The organism is Paraburkholderia sp. HC6.4b (assembly GCF_014200875.1).
GTDB lineage: Bacteria > Pseudomonadota > Gammaproteobacteria > Burkholderiales > Burkholderiaceae > Paraburkholderia > Paraburkholderia tuberum.
The window spans coordinates 239,147-255,526 of record NZ_JACHDC010000006.1 but is presented as its reverse complement, the minus strand read 5'-3'; the positions used below and the strand labels follow the sequence as shown (position 1 = coordinate 255,526).

Sequence of the window (16,380 nt, the reverse complement as noted above, 5' to 3'; positions counted from 1 at the left end):
GTGCCGAACGCTGAACGATGACGACCCTGCCAGCCTACGAGCCGCCCGTCGACGAAACCGAGCTGCTGTTGAAATGGATTCGCCGCGCGCGCGAATCGCAGATGAGCCATTACGACATGGCGGATCTGCTGTCGGCGCGCGAGCGCCGCATGGGCTGGCTCGTGACCGCGCTGACCGCGTTCGTCGGCACGGCGGTGTTCGCGTCGTTGAGCGCGCCGCCGGTGTCGATCGAGATGCGGATAGTCGTTGGGCTCGTCAGCGTGGCGGCGGCGATGTCGGCCGCGTTGCAGACGTTCCTGCGCTATGCGGAGCGTGCCGAGAAGCATCGCGCGGCCGGTGCGCGCTATGGCGCGGTGCGTCGGCGGCTCGAAGCGGTGTTTGCCGGCGACGCCGATGCGCGCGAAGCGCACTACCTCACCGGGATCCGTACCGAACTCGACCGTCTCGCCGAAGACTCGCCGAACGTGCCGCCGCGGATCTTCTATCGCACGCAGCGCACGTTGCTGGCGGACAGGCCGCGTCGGCGTGATGCGTGAAACAGGCGGCCGGGCGCGTTTTCGCCTTCGCCTTCGTCTTCGCTTTCGTTTCCGTTTCAGATCACAGATCGTCCGCGCTGATACCCAGCTCGGTCGCCATGCGCCGCACGACGGCCTGCAGACGGCTGACTTCATCGGCGAGACGCTTCTGCTCGGCCTTCAGCGCCTCGAATGCCGACAGCGGCACGCTGTCGTCCTCGGCGAGCGCGGACTGCGCGGCTTCGGTGATGCTGAGCTCGCCGCACAACAGATGCATCCAGCGAATCTCACGCTCGCCCGCCATGCGCGGCAGCCGGACGACGCGAGGCGGATCGTTCGCGGCCAGCTCGTCGAGGAACGCCTCGACCGACGAAATATCGGCGAAGCCATGCAGGCGCGCGCTGTTCAGGCGCAATTCGGCGGCCGTTTGCGCGCCGCGCAGCAGCAGCGTGGTCAGCAGCGCGATCGACTGTCCCGGCAGCCCGAGCACGCGGTTCATGTTGTGCTCGAAGCGCGGCACGCGGCTGCTGCTGCCCTCGAACACGAGGCTCAGGCGTTTCAGGCCGTCGACGGCGGTCAGCACCTCGGCCTCGGTCGCGCTCATCACCGGCGCGCGGCCGGTCTTCTGATTGCAGCCGAGCGTCAGCGCGTTCAGCGACAACGGATAACTGTCGGGTACCGTGTGCTGTTTTTCGACGAGCACGCCGAGAACACGTCCTTCGAGCGCAGTCAGCGCGCGCAGCGAGGGTCGGGAAGGAGCGTCGGGAGTCGAATTCATGGGATTGCGAGGTCTCGTGGAAGATGCGCGCGCCGTTCGCGGCTGGACGGCGCGTTCTGTCAGGTGGGCACTATGATAAACGTGGCGGGCCCGGCGCGGCGAGCGAATCTGCGCTGCCGGCGAAGCGCGCACGCCGGCAAAACCCGCCACATCTGCTAGTGTGAGTTGATCGACATTCTGTTTCGCGGAGACGCCATGCGGTCCACAAGCTCGAGATCGAGCGAATCTCCCCGCCTGACCGACGCGCAGATCGCCGCCGAAGCAGCGCGCCGTCTCGCGTGGGATTCGGCCGTGCCGCCGCGCGCCGTGCGCGTGAAGGTCGCGCGAGGGCGCATCACGCTGTCGGGCGAGCTTCAGCGCGAAGCACAACGCGCCGCGATGCTCGAAGACGTGACGCGTCTGTTCGGCGTCACCTCAGTCGCGGACCGGACCGTCGTCCGCAAGGGCTGACCTCAGTCAGGCGGGTCAGCTCCCGCCCGCTTGCAGCAGTTGCCGGCAATGCCGCGCGATCTGCCTTTCCTCCTCGGTGTGCAACACTCTCACCTTGCCCGCCGGATCGTTTTCGACGAGCCCAAGAAACGCAAGCCCATCGCATACGCGCCGCCGAACCTCGGCGCTGTGCTCGCCGATCCCGCCGGTAAACACGAGCAGATCGATGCCGCCAAGCAGTGCCGCGTACCCGCCGATCGTCTTGCGCACCGCGGTCGCTCAGCCTTTCCACGTCCAGTTGCGGATTTCCTCCTTGTCGATCCCTTCCTCGTGCGCATACGCGAGATGCTCGATGATCTGCCCGCGCAGCCACTCCTTCGTATGATCGCCGACGCCGCGCAGCGACGGCACGCGATCGATCGCATCGATCGCCAGCGTGAAGCGGTCGACGCCGTTGATGATCGCGAGTTCGAGCGGGGTATTGATGTTGCCCTTCTCGTTATAGCCATGCACGTGCATGTTTCCGTGATTCTGTCGGTTGTACGTGAGCTTGTGCACGAGCGCCGCATACGAGTGGAAGTTGAAGATCACCGGCTTGCTGGTCGTAAACAGCGAATCGAAATCGCGGTCGGACAGTCCATGCGGATGCGCATGCTCGGGCATCAGGCGGAACAGATCGACCACGTTGACGAAGCGGATCTTCAGCGTCGGGCAGCGCTCCTTGAGGATCTGCACGGCGGCGAGCGCTTCCATCGTCGCGATGTCGCCCGCGCACGCGATCACGACGTCCGGCTCGACGCCCTGATCGGTCGACGCCCAGTCCCAGATGCCGATGCCCTTGGTGCAATGCGTGACGGCCGCGTCCATGTCGAGATAGTCCAGGTGCGGCTGCTTGTCGGACACGATCACGTTCACGTAGTCGCGCGAGCGCAGGCAGTGATCGGCGACGCTCAGCAGACAGTTCGCGTCGGGCGGCAGATAGATGCGCACGACGTCCGGGCTCTTGTTGGTGACCACGTCGAGAAAACCGGGGTCCTGGTGCGTGAAACCGTTGTGATCCTGGCGCCACACGATCGACGTGATCAGCAGATTGAGCGACGGCACCGGCTGCCGCCAGCCGAGCTCGCGCTTGGCTTTTTCGAGCCACTTCGCGTGCTGGTTGAACATGGAGTCGATCACGTGCACGAACGCTTCGTAGGTCGCGAAGAGTCCGTGACGGCCGGTCAGCGCATAGCCTTCCAACCAGCCTTCGAGCGTGTGCTCGCTGAGCATTTCCATCACGCGGCCATCGGGCGACAGTTCTCCGCCGTCGGCGTCGCCCGGTTCGAGCGCGGCGAGCCAGGTCTTGCCCGACGCTTCATAGACCGCGTGCAGCTTGTTGCTCGAAGTTTCGTCGGGACCGAACAGCCGGAAGTTCGACATGTTGTTGCGCATCACGTCGCGCAGGAACGTGCCGAGCACCGCGGTCGGCGACGTATACGCCGCCGCCGGTTTCTTCACGGCCACCGCGTAGTCGCGGAACGGCGGCATGTCGAGCATCTTGCACAACAGCCCGCCGTTCGCGTGCGGATTCGCGCTGATGCGGCGCGCGCCCTCGGGCGCGAGCGCGCGCAGTTCTTCGACGAGCCGGCCGTTCGCATCGAACAGCGTTTCGGGGCCGTAGCTGCGCAGCCAATCCTCGACGATCTGCAGACTCTTGCGATTGCTCACCGCATCGGCCACCGGCACCTGATGCGAGCGCCACGAGCCTTCCACCTTGTGACCGTCGACTTCCTTTGGCCCGGTCCAGCCCTTCGGCGAGCGCAGCACGATCATCGGCCAGCGCGGCCGCGTCGTGTCGTTGTTCTGCCGCGCATGCTGCTGGATCGCGCGAATTTCGCCGATGCATTGTTCGAGCGTCGCGGCCATCTGCTGATGCATCGTGTCGGGATCGTCGCCTTCGACGAAATACGGCTTGTGCCCGTAGCCGACCATCAATGCTTCGAGCTCCTCACGCGGAATGCGCGCGAGCAGCGTCGGGTTGGCGATCTTGTAGCCGTTCAGATGCAGCACCGGCAGCACCGCGCCGTCGCGGATCGGGTTCAGGAATTTGTTCGAATGCCACGACGTGGCGAGCGGGCCGGTTTCCGCTTCGCCGTCGCCGATCATCACGGTGACGATCAGCTCGGGGTTGTCGAACGCGGCGCCGTAGCCGTGCGACAGGCTGTAGCCGAGTTCGCCCCCTTCGTGAATCGAGCCCGGCGTTTCGGGCGTGCAATGCGAGCCGATGCCGCCCGGGAACGAGAATTGCCGGAAAAAGCGCCGCATACCGGCTTCGTCCTCGCTGCGGTCCGGATAAATTTCCGAGTAGTGGCCTTCCAGGTAGCAGTGCGCGAGGCTCGCGGGGGCGCCGTGACCGGGGCCGGACAGAAAGATCACGTCGAGATCGTGTTTGCGGATCAGCCGGTTCAGATGCACGAGCACGAAGCTCTGGCCGGCGTCGGAGCCCCAATGGCCGAGCAGCCGGTTCTTGATGTGCTCGGCCTTCAGCGGTTTGCGCAGCAACGGGTTGTCGCGCAGATAGATCATGCCCACCGACAGGTAATTGCATGCGCGCCAGTAGCGATCGAGGTTGCGCAGCGTATCGGGGTCCAGAACTTCCGGTGGGGTGGGATGCGAGGTTGCTTCGGCCATGGCGTCACTCCTCGAAAAGAACTGTCAGGCTGGTTGGCGGATGATGCGGCGCACTCGAAACGAAGCCGGGCGGTGCGAGTCGAATGTACTAAGCTGCTCAAACGGGGGCGAATGCTTTCTACCCCTCCCAGTATGTCGCGCTGAATGTGGCATTCGTGCTGCAACTCCTTGCGCTGTCTGCTTTCTTTTCGTGATTTTCTGTCTCAGGTCAATGGCCGCCATGTCGACATCTCCCAGTGCGCTCAAAGTGCTCGTGGTCCTGGTCCTTACGCTCGTGTTCACATGCCTGGCTGTCGCCATACCGATCGGCATATTCGGGCTGCTGGTCAAGCTGTTCAGCCACGTCTAGCACAGCGGCGCGGCTGCCAGCGTGCGAACGCGAGCGCAACGGAATGTGTATGCTCGCTGAAAGACCGAGCGCGGCATTGGCAATGCGCCGCTCATTCATCGCAAGGAGAGTGCCTTGACCGACCGCACCGACAACCCGCCCGCATCGCAACCCGATCCCGAATTGCAGGCGCTCGCGCGCGAAGTCTTCGACCTCGCGCGGCGCGGCGATGCGACGATGCTCGCAGCCGTCATCGAGAAAGGCGTGCCGCCGAATTTGCGCAACGAGCGCGGCGACAGCCTGCTGATGCTCGCGAGCTACCACGGCCACGTCGACGCGGTGCGCACGCTGCTCGACCGGGGCGCCGATGCGAACCTGCGCAACGACGCGGGCCAGACGCCGATCGCGGGCGCCGCGTTCAAGGGCTTCGACAAGGTGATCGAAACCTTGCTCGCGCATGGCGCCGACGTCGAAGGCGCATCGCCCGATGGCCGTACCGCGCTGATGATCGCGGCGATGTTCAACCGCACCGCGATCGTCGATCTGCTGCTCGCGCACGGCGCGGACCCGCATGCGCGCGACGCGAACGGCGTCAGCGCGGCCGATGCCGCCGCACGGATGGGCGCGGCCGATACCCAGGCGCGCCTGAAAGCGCTGGGCGCGTGAGCCCGCGATGTCACCCATGAAACGGCGCCCGCACCACGCGCGCGGCGCCGCCTAGTTGCCCTTCGCGCTACGCAACAGCGTGTCCACGTCGAGCTCCGCCAACTCGCCGATCCGCCCGACCGTCACGTCCGCGGGCGGATTGCTCGCGATCTGCTTCGCATCGAACGCATAGTGTCCCTGGCGCGGAAACACGGTGGTCAGCTCCGCGCCCCATGCCTTCTTCATCGCGCTCAGAATTCGCAGCTTGTCGTCGACCATCACGTAATGGCGCGCCGGATAGCATTCCATCACCTGGTCGAGCATCAGCTCCTTGTGGATGTAGATCAGCACGCGCCCGTCGACTTCGTCCCACAGGCCCGAGCGCGAAATCTTGCGCGGCTGGAACACGACGTCGCCATCCGACAGGATCACCGTCGGCCCGTGCTTGCCGAGATGCCGCAGCGCGTCGAGCGCACCCGGATAGAGCCGGTTCGCAAACGGATACTCGATCAGGAACGACGACATCAACAGCAGGCGCGTGTCGCGTGGATGCTCGGTCCGGTAGCGCTGCAGCGCGCCGAGGTAGTCGGCGTAACCGAGTTCGGTGCGCAGGTTCTCGAAGATTTCCCAATAGCGCGCACTGTTCTCTTCGCCGAACTGGCCCATCATGTGCGCGCGTAGATCCTGCAGCACGTGATCGTTGTCGAGCAGCGTGTTGTCGCAATCGAACAGAAACACGACGTCGTGCGGCGTGGCGGAGGTGACTGGCATCGGGGTTCCTTGTGGCAAGTTCGGCGGGCCGGTTCGGCGGGTCGGCGTGATAGCGCACGCGTGGATGGCCTCGGCTACTTCAGCCCGCCGTCCGGCGCAACGGGTTTTTCCGCGTGGCCGCCGAAATCGTGCCGCATCGCCGACAGCACGCGATTCGCGAAATCGGCTTCTCCGCGAGAACTGAAGCGCGCGAACAGCGCCGCGCTGAGCACCGGCGTCGGCACACCTTCGTCGATGGCCGCCGTGACGGTCCAGCGCCCCTCGCCCGAATCCGATACGCGGCCCGCGTAGCCTTTCAGTTCGGTGTCGCTGGCGAGCGAGCCGGCGATCAGGTCGAGCAGCCACGAGCCGATCACGCTGCCGCGCCGCCAGACCTCGGCGATATCCGCGAGATTCAGATCGTACTGATACAGCTCGGGACGGCGCAGCGGCGACGTCTCCGCATCGGCCTCGCGCGCGTGCCGGCCGGCGTCGGCGTGGCGCAGCACGTTCAGACCCTCGGCGTAGGCGGCCATCAGCCCATACTCGATGCCGTTATGAACCATCTTGACGAAATGCCCCGCGCCTTGCGGGCCGCAATGCAGAAAGCCCTGCTCAGCGGTGCTCGCGCCCGCCGCGCGGCCCGGCGTCGCGCTCTGCGTGCCCGCGCCGGGCGCCAACGTCGAGAAGATCGGTTCAAGCCGTTTGACGACCTCAGCCTCGCCGCCGATCATCAGGCAGTAGCCGCGCTCGCGCCCCGCGACGCCGCCGCTCGTGCCGACGTCCACGTAGTGAAGCTGGCGCGCGCCGAGTTGCTGGCCGCGGCGGATGTCGTCGTGGTAGTAGGAGTTGCCGCCGTCGATCACGACGTCGCCCGGCTCGAGCAGCGGCACGAGCTTGTCGAGCGTCGCGTCGACCACGGCGGCGGGCACCATCAGCCACACGGCGCGCGGCTTGTCGAGCTTCGCGACGAGGTCTTCGAGCGAGCTCGCGCCGGCCACGCCTTCCTGCTTCAGCCTGTCGACCGCCGCCGGCTGCACGTCGTAGACGATGCACTGCTGAGCTCCCCTGGTCAGGCGCCGCACCATGTCGGCGCCCATTCGTCCCAATCCAATCATGCCTAGCTGCATGGCTCGCTCCTAAAGATGCTGCGTTGCGCTGCCCGATTTTCCGGTCATCGTGTTGCGGCGGCGCGGCTGCCCTTATGCATAGGCGCTGTGTCGCGAGCTACGCCGCATGTATCGAAGCAAGCCGCACTTTTTTGCAGAGGCGCAGCGCGGCTCAAAGTTCCACGCAACTGGAGGCGCGCCGCATCCGCACGAAAGCGAACGCGGCGAGCCCACGTGTCATTCGCTACGCTCGGGCACGCGCGTGCCGCGGCGGGCGGCCAGCTTCGCGTATTGCTCGGCCGCGAAGCGCTTGACGGCGCGCCACATCAGCGGATAGCGATAGCCGGGCACCGCGAACAGCACCAGCGCGCCCAGCGCCAGCAGTCCGCAGAACAGGAACGTGCCGCGATAGCTGAACGCCTGCACGAGCAGCCCCGACAGCACGCCCGACAGGATCGAGCCGACCCGCGCCGCATTGAAGAACAGCGCGGTCGCACGCCCGGGCGAATGCGGCATCAGATCCTGCACGTAGGTCATGCCGAGACACGAGGTCACGGCGACCACGAACGCGTTCAGCATCTGCATCGGGATCAGCACGCTGACGTTGCCGGCCAGCGACATCGCGACGAAGTACACCGCATGCACGGCCGCGCACGCGGCAAGCCAGTTCGGCTTGTGCAGCGACGACGACTTCGCGCCGAGCGCGAGCATCATCGGGATCTCGGTCAGCGCGCCGAGACCGAGCATCACCGACACGTCGAGATGCGTGCCGTTGAGCCCATGCACGATGTACAGCGGCAGTACGATCATCGTCGCGTTCGCGGCGAGGCCGAGCAGGGTCAGCGCGCTCACCGAGCGCAGGATGTCGTTCGCCGACGCGACCGGCAGTGTTTCGTGCGCGTCCTCGCCGGGCTGCCTCAGCGGCGGCACCGTGATCGACGCGGACGGCTCCGACGCGGTGTCCTCGACCGTGTGATCGCCGAGATGGCTCTGCGGCTCCTGCATGCGCCAGACGATGAAGCCGCAGGTCGCGAAGCTGGCGGCCGCGAACAGGAAGAGTCCGGTGAAGCTCGTCGCGGCGAGCACCAGCGCGCCAACCGCCGGCCCGAACACCCATGCGGCCGAGAGGATCGTACGCAGCGTCGCGCTCGCGAACACGCGCTCGGCAGGGTCGGGCACCGGCAGCGCCGCGCGGCTGAACGAGAACACCATCGAAATCGCCGAACCGCCCGCGCCGATGAACACGATGCCGACCACGAGCAGCAGCCGGTAATCGCGCACCACGCACAGACACAGGTAGCCGAGCGCGGCTGCGATGAGCGCCGCCAGTAATAACGGTCGATGCCGCCCGCTCCGGTCGCTCCAGCGCCCCGCCACCGTGCTCGCGAGCACGCCGCTCGCGGCGATCAGCGTCATGAATACGCCGAGCCGGAACGGCGTCATGCCGGCGCGTTCGATGCCGAACAGAGACAGATACGGTGCGGTGAAGGACATCGCCACACCGAGCATCAGGGTGGCGGCGGCGAGCGGCTTGAAGCCTGGAATGCGAAGCAGGTCGAAAAAACGCGCAGTTTTCAACACGGGGCGGTGGGTCAGGTGGAGCGGGCCTCGATACGCAGCGAAGCGCTCGAAGGCACGTTAGGCGTCGCAGGCAGGGGGCCGGAACGACCGGGGCATTATCGACCCGGAGCGCGGCTTGCGTAAACCCGCTAATAGCTGTCCCAAATCCGTGAGAAGCCTGCGGATACATCCGGCGACTCGCGCCGCGCCGTGCCGATGCGTGCCGTTAGCGGCAAGCTGCTGGCACGCTCAACGCTACTTGCCCTCAGTTGCGCGCATTTGCTGCGCCTGCGCCTTGTAGTCGTAGGTCGGATAGAACTCGGTGTGATAGCCGCCCCACGCGGTCGATTCGATCGCGCGGTTCACTTCGCGCAACCGGCTCGCGGGCACGCGCAGCGTCACGACCTGCCCGATGCCCATCATCACGTACCACGACACGACTTCGATGCCTGGCGGCGGGAAGGTCTTGAAGAAGCCCTGCTCGCGCAGTTGATCGTTGATTTTCGGCAGCGGCTTCGATTCGTCGTGGCGCAGGAAGATCGTCAGCAGGAAGGTGTCGTCGGCGGGGGCGGAGGCTGCCGTGGCTGGGGTGGCCGCCATCGTGGCGGGGGGCGCCGCGTCGGCGCCGTGCGCGAGCGGCGCGATGGCCAACATGACCAACGATGCAGCCAGCGCGAGCGCCCGCGCGCCGCGTGTCGAAAGCCGATCAGCGGAAAGACCAGCGATTGCCGATGCTATGAGCATAAAACGCCTCCATGAGGGATTGAACTCAGCTTCGATCACATTCCTGCGCGCAGCAATCCCCGCTCCAGCGCGAACGCATCACACCACGACGTAGCCGCGCTGTTCGAGCGTCCAGCGGTGCCACCGGTTGCCATACGCGCCGCATCCGAACGCGAACACGATCGACAGCACGAAGCCGATCAGATCGGCCGTCTCGCCCCACAGCCCGATGCCGAGCAGGATCACGTTGATGCCTAGCATCACGAACGCGGCGAACCACATTCTCTTCGACAGCGCCCAGATGAAGCCGAGCAGGCACGCGCCCCAGCTGAAGCCGGTCGCGACCGCGATAGCGTCCTTGTGTTGCGGATGTTGCAGATAGATTCGTGCGTTCATGTTTTGCGAGGTTCCGTGCGATGACGCGGCGCGTCGATCGGTCGAGCACGCGCGCACCGCTTTTTAACATGCCGCGGCGACACCGCGCGCATCGGCAGCATACGGCCGCTGCGCTGACGATCCGCGGCATAGCTGCTACCCTTGGCAAATCACGATCAGCAGCGGAGCACGCATGACCTCGCCGACAGCTTATTCCCCGAAAGGACCGACCCGCGCCGAGCTCGACTCGCTGCCCGGCGTCACCGTCGTCGAATTCGGCACCGACTGGTGCGGCTATTGCCAGGGCGCGCAGGCATCGATCCGCCAGGCGCTCGCGCCGCACACGGGCCTGCGGCATCTGAAGATCGAGGACGGCCCGGGCCGCCCGCTCGGCCGCTCGTTCAAGGTCAAACTGTGGCCGACGCTCGTGCTGATGCGCGACGGCGCCGAGGTCGCGCGCGTGGTGCGGCCACGCAGCGCCGAGGATATCGACGACGCGTTCGCGTCGCTCTGAGATTCGAGTTCCGTCATGCGCCAGGTCATCCATCATCTGAGTGTCCAGGCCCGCGGCCGCGGCCTCGTCGAATTTACCGACGACGCGCGCCGCTTCGTCGACGACACGGACATCCGTACCGGTCTGCTGACGCTGTTTTGCCGGCACACGTCGGCGTCGCTGCTGATTCAGGAGAATGCCGATCCGTCCGTGCGGCGAGATCTGCAGCGCTACTTCGAGACCCTCGCGCCCGAGGACGACACGCGCTACGAGCACGACACCGAAGGCCCCGACGACATGCCCGCGCATCTGCGCACGGCGCTCACCCAGGTGCAGTTGTGCGTGCCCGTCGAGCATGGAAGGATGGTGCTCGGCACATGGCAGGGGCTGTATCTGTTCGAACATCGGCGTCACCCGCAGCCGCGCGATATCGTGTTGCATCTGCTCGGCGAATGAAGTCCGCTTTCGCACCCACTCGTCACGCAAAGGAAACTGTCACCGGCACTTCTCCGCACACCGCATCGACCGGAGCCTACCCAAGGGAGCACACCTCATGGACACCCGTAGCGAGCTGCAAGCCACCGTCAAGGCGATGGTTCAACCGGGCAAGGGTCTTCTCGCCGCCGACGAAAGCGGCCCGACCATCGCCAAACGCTTCAAGACGATCGGCCTCGAATCGACCGAGGAAAACCGTCGCGCGTATCGCAACCTGCTCCTGACGACGCCCGGTCTCGGCGAGTTCGTGAGCGGCGTGATCCTCTACGAAGAAACGCTCGGCCAGAAAGCCGACGACGGCACGCCGTTCCCGCAGGTGGCCGCGGCAAACGGCATCGTGCCCGGCATCAAGGTCGACCTCGGCAAGGTGCCGCTTGCGCTCGCTCCCGGCGACGAGATCACCGAGGGCCTCGACGGTCTCGCCAAACGCTTCGTCGATTACAAACGGCAAGGCGCGCGCTTCGCGAAGTGGCGCGCGGTCTACAACATCACGGCGAGCCTGCCGAGCCGGCTCGCGATCGAGGCGAACGCCGATTCGCTCGCGCGCTACGCGGCGATCAGCCAGGAAGCCGGCATCGTGCCGATCGTCGAACCCGAGGTGCTGATGGACGGCGAGCACACGATCGAGCGTTGCGCGGAAGTCACCGAGGCCGTGTTGCACGAGGTGTTTCATGCGCTGCATCGGCATCGCGTGGTGCTCGAACATATCGTGCTGAAGCCGAGCATGGTGCTGGCCGGCTCCGAGCATCAGCAGCAGTCGAGCACGGCGCATATCGCGGCGGCGACCGTGCGCGTGCTGATGCGTACGGTGCCCTCTTCGGTTCCCGGTCTCGTGTTCCTGTCGGGCGGACAGTCGCCCGAGGAGGCTACCGCCAATCTCAGTGCGATGAACCGACTCGGCGCGCTGCCGTGGAATCTGAGCTTTTCGTACGGGCGCGCGTTGCAGGAGCCGCCGTTGAATGCGTGGCGCGGACAGCCGGCCAACGTGAAGGAAGCGCAGCAGGCGTTGCTCAAGCGCGCGCGTCTGAACGGCGCGGCCGCGCTCGGCAAGTACGACGCGGCGATGGAAAAGGATTGAACCCAGGGATTGAACCCGGGCGCGGGCGCAGGCTATCCGGGAGCTGTGGAAAAAGGCTTCTGGATCGCGTCCGCGCATAACATCCATCCCGCACATATCACAGCCGACAGTACGAATTGACGGTCAGCGACTGTTACGGGCTTTGCAGATAATCCAACGCCGAGATTTGCCTTTTCCTGGGGACGTTCGTCACGATAAAGACCAGGGATCAACCTTGCCGCCCTCGATGATAAAGTGCTTCGCATTGGAGGTTGGGTCAAAAAAGCGCCAGTCTTCTTCGTCAGGCGCACTGTTCGGGCTGATGACAAGCCGCAAGCCACCGGACAGTAAAATGTCTGCACCGCCTTCTTCGCTTCCCGATACGCCTTTCACAATGGCAGGGCCCTGTTTGACCAGCAAATCGTCAATACGCTGAGCCGAACGGTGTGCCTTTTCATCGGGACCGAAAAGATCATCTTGCGTTGCAATCGCACTGCCAGCCTGTTCTATTTTCCAGTTGCATTGGATGTGTAACGACCACTCCCCAACGTGCCTGATCGCACCTTTGAAATTGGCTACCGGTCTTAGGGAGCCAAACTGCATCGTCAGCGTGCCTGCTGCATGATGTACCGCACTTATCGGCAGTCCTTCAACAGCTGACAGGCGGCGCTCAATCTCGTCTCGTGTGTTAATCATTCGGTAATTCCACTGTTTGTTGGCCGCGTTACCACAAGTTGAACATATCTTTGGCGCGTTCCATTATTTCGTGATAGCCGAGCCGTTGACCGCCAATTTCCCGATGAAGCTGCTGCGCCTGATTTTTGTTCAGGCCCAAGGCAGTTGCTACGTCACGAGTCTGCCTGTTTTGCGCCTGATTATTACCCGGCATTCCCTCGGCGCCCGCCAGTACCTCAACGTCGCCACTTGCCGCGTCCGGTGTGTACTCGAACGGCTTTACATTGGCGAGATTCTGCGGCACGCGCGCGCTGTTGCTACGAAGAAGCTTTGCCATGTCCGCGTCGGCTGGCTGTTGCGCGCGCGCGGGCGCTTGCCTGGAACCCTTGTCTCGCTGCTCCTGTATCGCCTGCACGCACTTGCGCATATCCTGCCGCTCCGGCACAAAGAGCAGGCCACCGTTCTGCACTTCGTTGTAAAGGGCCTTTGCAACCTCATGGTCGTCCATCCGGCGCATATCGAATCGGTTGTCACTTCGGCCAAGCACGTCGCGCAGCTCGTACGACTGGAGGGACAGCAGCATCGAGGGGGCGTGTTGCAGCCACGCTGCGCGCGCTTCCTCCATGCCTTGCGCCAGGTCGTCGTTTCCCGCGCGGGGTGCGCCGGCTGGCAGGGCAAAATGAAACCAGCGGTCCGCGTCAAACATGCGGGGCGACTCAATGTGAAGGTAGATCGATTTGCGAACGCTCTGCCAGAAGAAATGTCCGTGCCGTCTTTCACGGACGTCGAGGTGAGGAGCGGGAAAAAGTGAAGTCATCGTGCCTCACAGTCAATTGACGAGGCACGATTGTGCAACATGGCACCATCTCATAAAACCCCCGTTGCCGACAGTGCCGGGTTCTGGCGGGGACTGCGGCGCACAGAAAAACTGCCGGAGCCGACGCGCCAGACGATGTTCGACGCGGGGCGCCAGCCGCCCTTCTGCCTTGACACGCTGCGCTTACTGCCCCTTCGTATCGCTGCTCGCGTCGGCGCCCGGCATATTCGTCGAGTCGGTCATGGGCTTCTTCGACTTCGAATGCTTCTTCATGTGATGGTGAGTCGAAGGCGTGGTCTCCCCGGTCGCGCCCGCATCGCCGCCCTCGCGTGTCGAGGTCGCGGCGTTGCTGTTCGGGTCGTTGCCGGCCGGCCCCCCGCCGCCGCCTGCGCCACCGCCGGCGCCTTGGGCCATTGCGAGCGACGAAGCCGCGAGCAAGGTGGAAACGAGCACTGCGTGTCTGATCTTCATGGCGATTCTCCTGGGTGTCGGGAGTGTCGAAAGGAAGTGGGCGCGCGGTGACCGCACGCGCAAACCTCGCGCTCTTTTCAGCAAGGGCTGTGCCGCAGCACAGCACGCCAGGAAAAGCCCATGGACGCGATAGACGAACGGTGCCGCGGCTTCAGGTGCCGCAAGCCAGCAGCGCATGCAGTTCGTCGATATTGAACGGCTTCGCGAGTATCGCAATGCCGAGCCGACGCGCGCGGTCGAGCTCGTCGGCGTAACCGGTCATCAGCGCGATCTTCTGCGACGGCCACGCGCTGCGGATCTTCTCCGCCAGGTCGATACCGTTCAGCTTGCCCGGCATCTGGATGTCCGACAGCACGAGTTCGAAGCGCTCGCCGGCGTTCAGCACGTCGAACGCCTGGTCGGCGGTCGGCTCGTGATGCACCTCGCAGCCGAAGGTTTCGAGCACCGCGGTCACGCCGGCCGCGACGTCCTCGTTGTCCTCGACGAGCAGCACGGCCCCGGCCGCGGTCGGCAGCGGCTGGCGCGCATCGGCGCCGGCCAGCGCGGCGCCCTCACGATAGCGCGGCAGAAACATCCGCACCGTCGTGCCGCTGCCCAGCACGCTGTCGATCTTCGCGGTGCCTCCGGCCTGCTCGGACATCGACAGTACCTGGGCGAGCCCGAGGCCGGTGCCCGAGCCGCGCAGCTTGGTCGTGAACAGCGGCTCGAACGCGCGTCGCGCGACCGATTCGGGCATCCCTTCGCCGTCGTCGGAACAGGCGATCAGCACGTACTCGCCGTCCGGCAGCAGCGTATCGCTGCCGACCAGCCGATTGTTCTGGCAGCGGATCACGAAGCGTCCGCCGCGCGGCATCGCATCGCGCGCGTTCATCGCGATGTTCACGATCGCGAACTCGAGATCGGTCGGATCGACGAGCACCTGCCACAGGTTCTCCGGCATGCGCAACGCCAGTTCGACCGTGTCGCCGAGTGCCGCGTTGATCAGCGGCTCGGCGGCCGGCAGCCAGCGCGCAAGCTCGACGGGCTCCTGCTTCAGCGGCTGCTTGCGCGCGACGCTCAAGAGACGCCGCGTCAGCGCTTCGGCCGTAGCGGTGGCACGCTCGACCGCATGCACTTCCTTCTCGAGATCGTTGTAATGCTTGAGGCGCGCGAGCTCGGTGTTCGCTGACACCACCATCAGCAGGTTGTTGAAATCGTGCGCGACATTCGCGACCAGATTGCCGAGCGCGCCCATGCGCTGCAGTTGCCGGCTCGACGCCTCGGCCGACAAACGCATCGCGACCTCGCCCTGCCACCGCTCCCACGCGCGCCGCTCCGCCTCGAGCTGACGCAGCGAATACAGCACGAGCCACCAGATCGCGATGCAGGGCACCGCCGTCAGCGCCGCGATCAACATAAAGTGCGTGCGCCACGCCGCCACGATCGATGACATCGCGTACGCGCTCATCACATACAACGGATAGTCGCCGACACGGCGAAACGCGAGCAGCCGCTCGACGCCGTCGACGGTCGAATTCAGGTGCACGTGGCCGAACAGCTGTTTGTCGCGCAACGCGGACATGAACGCGCTGTGCATCGACGGCCGGGCGCCGGCCGGCCACGGCGGATAGCGCACCAGCAGATTGCCGTCCTGCCGGTACAGCGCGAGCGCGAGCGACGGATCGCCGTTGGTCAGCTCGCGATAGAAGCGCGAAAAATATTCGTTGCGCAGCGCCACCGTGACCGCGCCGAGAAACTGACCGTCCGTACCCGTGCGGGCGATCGCGGTCGTGAACACGTCGACCTTCGACAGCTTGCCGAACATCGGCAGCGAGAAATACGGCTGCGGACGCATTGCCTTCGCCGCGAGAAAGTCGTCGCGCAAGCCGCTCGTCACTGCCGGCGCCGGATACGCGAGGCTCGACGCAAGTAACTGGCCGTTCACACCGAGCAGCGAGATCGACGCTACCTGCGGAAAGTCGCCGCCGATGCTCTGCAGACGCTCGTGCAATTCGCGCTCGCGCGCGCGGATCTGCGCGTCGTCGGAATTGCCGAGCAGCTCGATCACGCGCGAGGCCATCTGCCGGTTCAAGTCCAGCACCTTGACGGCCTGCTCCTGCGCCACGCGCGCGAGGCGGTCGAGCGCATCGTTCGCATCGGAGATGCGGCGCTGGTAGTCGAAGTAGCCGTAGCCCACGAGGCAGGCCAACGGAAACACGATCGACACGGCCAGCAAGATCAGCAGCATGCGCTGCGTCGCCGCGAAGTTGCGTGACGGCATCGGCACATCGACTGCGACACGTTCTGCACGCTGCACGGTCACCTGCTCCATCAAAGTTGCATACGGTCAGGGAAGGCATTGCCTGTGAATTCGCACGCCGCTGTTCGCGCGCTAATTCCCCTGTCTCGAAATTTACCGCAACTCGGCCTATCTTCCCAAGAAGCTTCACGGCATCACTCCGCCGACGCGTCCGGGCACGACGATTGCTGCCTTATCGCTGCTTGATG

General features: G+C 65.2%; 18 protein-coding genes and 1 pseudogene. 7 read left to right on the top strand and 12 right to left on the bottom strand.

The features are described 5' to 3' along the window. Positions 1–17 precede the first annotated feature (17 nt). Positions 18–536 carry an SLATT domain-containing protein gene (locus HDG34_RS11815; protein ID WP_018425120.1) on the top strand — a complete coding sequence of 173 codons (519 nt, stop codon included), beginning with the start codon at positions 18–20 and terminating at the stop codon, positions 534–536. Between the two features lie 61 nt (positions 537–597). On the opposite strand, the gene HDG34_RS11810 is transcribed toward HDG34_RS11815, so the two are convergent. Continuing rightward, complete coding sequence (locus HDG34_RS11810) at positions 598–1,293, bottom strand: YceH family protein (RefSeq protein ID WP_184060177.1); 696 nt, start codon at positions 1,291–1,293, stop codon at positions 598–600. A 195-nt stretch (positions 1,294–1,488) separates the two neighbouring features. On the opposite strand from HDG34_RS11810, the gene HDG34_RS11805 reads away from it, so the two are divergent. Next, positions 1,489–1,743 carry a BON domain-containing protein gene (locus tag HDG34_RS11805; protein ID WP_184060175.1) on the top strand — a complete coding sequence of 85 codons (255 nt, stop codon included), beginning with the start codon at positions 1,489–1,491 and terminating at the stop codon, positions 1,741–1,743. Between the two features lie 15 nt (positions 1,744–1,758). Here HDG34_RS11805 and HDG34_RS11800 read toward each other — a convergent pair. Both HDG34_RS11800 and HDG34_RS11795 read right to left on the bottom strand, forming a co-directional pair. Then, positions 1,759–2,001 (bottom strand): annotated as a pseudogene (locus tag HDG34_RS11800) (acetate kinase); the annotation flags it as partial. After that, positions 2,002–4,395, bottom strand: a complete 2,394-nt coding sequence (locus tag HDG34_RS11795) for a phosphoketolase (protein ID WP_184060173.1) — start codon at positions 4,393–4,395, stop codon at positions 2,002–2,004. A 220-nt stretch (positions 4,396–4,615) separates the two neighbouring features. Here HDG34_RS11795 and HDG34_RS39055 point away from each other — a divergent pair, with 220 nt between their 5' ends. Further along, the gene (locus tag HDG34_RS39055) at positions 4,616–4,744 is read left to right on the top strand and encodes a hypothetical protein (protein ID WP_260321128.1); all 129 of its coding nucleotides are present in this window, start codon (positions 4,616–4,618) and stop codon (positions 4,742–4,744) included. Positions 4,745–4,858: 114 nt separating this feature from the next. Beyond that, positions 4,859–5,389, top strand: coding sequence for an ankyrin repeat domain-containing protein (locus tag HDG34_RS11790; RefSeq protein ID WP_184060171.1), 531 nt, complete (start codon positions 4,859–4,861; stop codon positions 5,387–5,389). A gap of 51 nt (positions 5,390–5,440) precedes the next feature. On the opposite strand, the gene HDG34_RS11785 is transcribed toward HDG34_RS11790, so the two are convergent. From HDG34_RS11785 to HDG34_RS11765, 5 genes are all read right to left on the bottom strand, one after another. Next, a complete protein-coding gene (locus HDG34_RS11785) occupies positions 5,441–6,139 on the bottom strand; it encodes an HAD family hydrolase (RefSeq protein WP_184060169.1) in 699 nt (232 codons plus the stop codon). A gap of 74 nt (positions 6,140–6,213) precedes the next feature. Next, positions 6,214–7,248 carry a phosphogluconate dehydrogenase (NAD(+)-dependent, decarboxylating) gene (gene gnd / locus HDG34_RS11780; protein ID WP_184060167.1) on the bottom strand — a complete coding sequence of 345 codons (1,035 nt, stop codon included), beginning with the start codon at positions 7,246–7,248 and terminating at the stop codon, positions 6,214–6,216. A gap of 216 nt (positions 7,249–7,464) precedes the next feature. Next, on the bottom strand, positions 7,465–8,808 hold the full coding sequence (locus HDG34_RS11775) for a sugar efflux transporter (RefSeq protein ID WP_184060165.1): 1,344 nt from the start codon (positions 8,806–8,808) through the stop codon (positions 7,465–7,467). Positions 8,809–9,042: 234 nt separating this feature from the next. Beyond that, complete coding sequence (locus HDG34_RS11770; protein ID WP_184060163.1) at positions 9,043–9,531, bottom strand: hypothetical protein; 489 nt, start codon at positions 9,529–9,531, stop codon at positions 9,043–9,045. A 78-nt stretch (positions 9,532–9,609) separates the two neighbouring features. Beyond that, positions 9,610–9,906, bottom strand: a complete 297-nt coding sequence (locus HDG34_RS11765; RefSeq protein WP_018425131.1) for a DUF2628 domain-containing protein — start codon at positions 9,904–9,906, stop codon at positions 9,610–9,612. Positions 9,907–10,078: 172 nt separating this feature from the next. On the opposite strand from HDG34_RS11765, the gene HDG34_RS11760 reads away from it, so the two are divergent. From HDG34_RS11760 to HDG34_RS11750, 3 genes are all read left to right on the top strand, one after another. Beyond that, positions 10,079–10,399, top strand: coding sequence for a thioredoxin family protein (locus tag HDG34_RS11760; RefSeq protein WP_184060161.1), 321 nt, complete (start codon positions 10,079–10,081; stop codon positions 10,397–10,399). A 15-nt stretch (positions 10,400–10,414) separates the two neighbouring features. After that, positions 10,415–10,834, top strand: coding sequence for a secondary thiamine-phosphate synthase enzyme YjbQ (locus HDG34_RS11755; RefSeq protein ID WP_184060159.1), 420 nt, complete (start codon positions 10,415–10,417; stop codon positions 10,832–10,834). Positions 10,835–10,931: 97 nt separating this feature from the next. Beyond that, positions 10,932–11,951 (top strand): class I fructose-bisphosphate aldolase, encoded by a 1,020-nt coding sequence (locus tag HDG34_RS11750; RefSeq protein WP_184060157.1) that lies wholly within the window; start codon positions 10,932–10,934, stop codon positions 11,949–11,951. Between the two features lie 189 nt (positions 11,952–12,140). On the opposite strand, the gene HDG34_RS11745 is transcribed toward HDG34_RS11750, so the two are convergent. The 4 genes from HDG34_RS11745 to HDG34_RS11730 all read right to left on the bottom strand — a co-directional run bounded on the left by HDG34_RS11745 (position 12,141) and on the right by HDG34_RS11730 (position 16,189). Further along, complete coding sequence (locus HDG34_RS11745; RefSeq protein WP_184060155.1) at positions 12,141–12,626, bottom strand: hypothetical protein; 486 nt, start codon at positions 12,624–12,626, stop codon at positions 12,141–12,143. A gap of 28 nt (positions 12,627–12,654) precedes the next feature. Then, positions 12,655–13,311 carry a hypothetical protein gene (locus tag HDG34_RS11740; RefSeq protein ID WP_260321127.1) on the bottom strand — a complete coding sequence of 219 codons (657 nt, stop codon included), beginning with the start codon at positions 13,309–13,311 and terminating at the stop codon, positions 12,655–12,657. Between the two features lie 294 nt (positions 13,312–13,605). Next, complete coding sequence (locus HDG34_RS11735) at positions 13,606–13,893, bottom strand: hypothetical protein (protein ID WP_184060151.1); 288 nt, start codon at positions 13,891–13,893, stop codon at positions 13,606–13,608. A 151-nt stretch (positions 13,894–14,044) separates the two neighbouring features. Then, on the bottom strand, positions 14,045–16,189 hold the full coding sequence (locus tag HDG34_RS11730; protein WP_311734776.1) for a response regulator: 2,145 nt from the start codon (positions 16,187–16,189) through the stop codon (positions 14,045–14,047). Positions 16,190–16,380: the final 191 nt, after the last annotated feature.